Here is a 406-nt window from a genome sequence, read left to right as displayed (position 1 = left end):
GCTGCCGCTGCAGTCAGGCGTTGGAAACACCGCCAATGCGGTCCTGACCGGTCTGATCGAGGCGCCGTTCGAGAACCTGACCGCCTACACGGAGGTGATCCAGGACGGGATGATGGCGCTGCTGGACAGCGGCAAGCTGCGACTGGCGTCATCAACGGCCCTCATCCTGAGCCCGGACCTCAGCGAGAGCGTCAACCGACGCATGGGCGGATATCGCGACCGGATCATCCTGCGCTCCCAGGAGATCAGCAACCATCCCGAGTTGATCCGGCGTCTCGGCGTCATCGCGATGAACGGAATGATCGAGGCGGACATCTACGGCAACGTCAACTCGACCCATATTATGGGCTCGCGCATCCAGAACGGCATCGGCGGCTCCGGTGACTTCGCCAGGAACGCCTATATC

1 protein-coding gene is annotated in these 406 nt (G+C 62.6%); it reads left to right on the top strand.

The window, feature by feature from the left end; all coding sequences use genetic code 11:
- Positions 1 to 406, top strand: a 406-nt coding sequence (locus tag FH08_RS0134050; protein WP_031362638.1) for an acetyl-CoA hydrolase/transferase C-terminal domain-containing protein, incomplete at both ends; no start/stop codon positions are given.

The organism is Caballeronia sordidicola (assembly GCF_000729995.1).
Lineage (GTDB): Bacteria > Pseudomonadota > Gammaproteobacteria > Burkholderiales > Burkholderiaceae > Caballeronia > Caballeronia sordidicola_A.
This window is presented reverse-complemented; position numbering and strand designations above follow the sequence as displayed.